This is a genomic window from Nocardiopsis halotolerans DSM 44410, assembly GCF_000341065.1.
GTDB classification, from domain to species: Bacteria; Actinomycetota; Actinomycetes; order Streptosporangiales; family Streptosporangiaceae; genus Nocardiopsis; species Nocardiopsis halotolerans.
In genome coordinates this window covers 1-259 of the sequence record NZ_ANAX01000050.1, presented here as the reverse complement: position 1 = coordinate 259, position 259 = coordinate 1, and the positions used below count along the sequence as shown (strand labels likewise).

General features: G+C 76.1%; 1 pseudogene. It reads left to right on the top strand.

Features of this window, described 5'->3' with window-relative positions:
• Positions 1-259 (top strand): annotated as a pseudogene (locus D455_RS29120) (glycosyl hydrolase family 95 catalytic domain-containing protein); the annotation flags it as partial.

Below are 259 nucleotides of genomic sequence, written 5' to 3'. Positions count from 1 at the left end.
CCCGCCGCCGAACCCCCCGGCTACGCCGGCACCCGGTGGATCGACCCGCTCGTCGGGGCCGCCGCGGTGTCGTTCACCCCGCTCGACCCCCGCCCCGGCCCGGTCACGCGCACGTGCGACCTGGACACCGGTCTGGTCACCGAGGAACTGCCGGACGGGACCGTGCACCGGGCCTTCGCCTCCCGGCCCGACGACGCGGTGGTCGTCGAGATCACCTCCCCGCACGGCCTGAACGGAACGCTGCGGCTCTCCCCGTTGG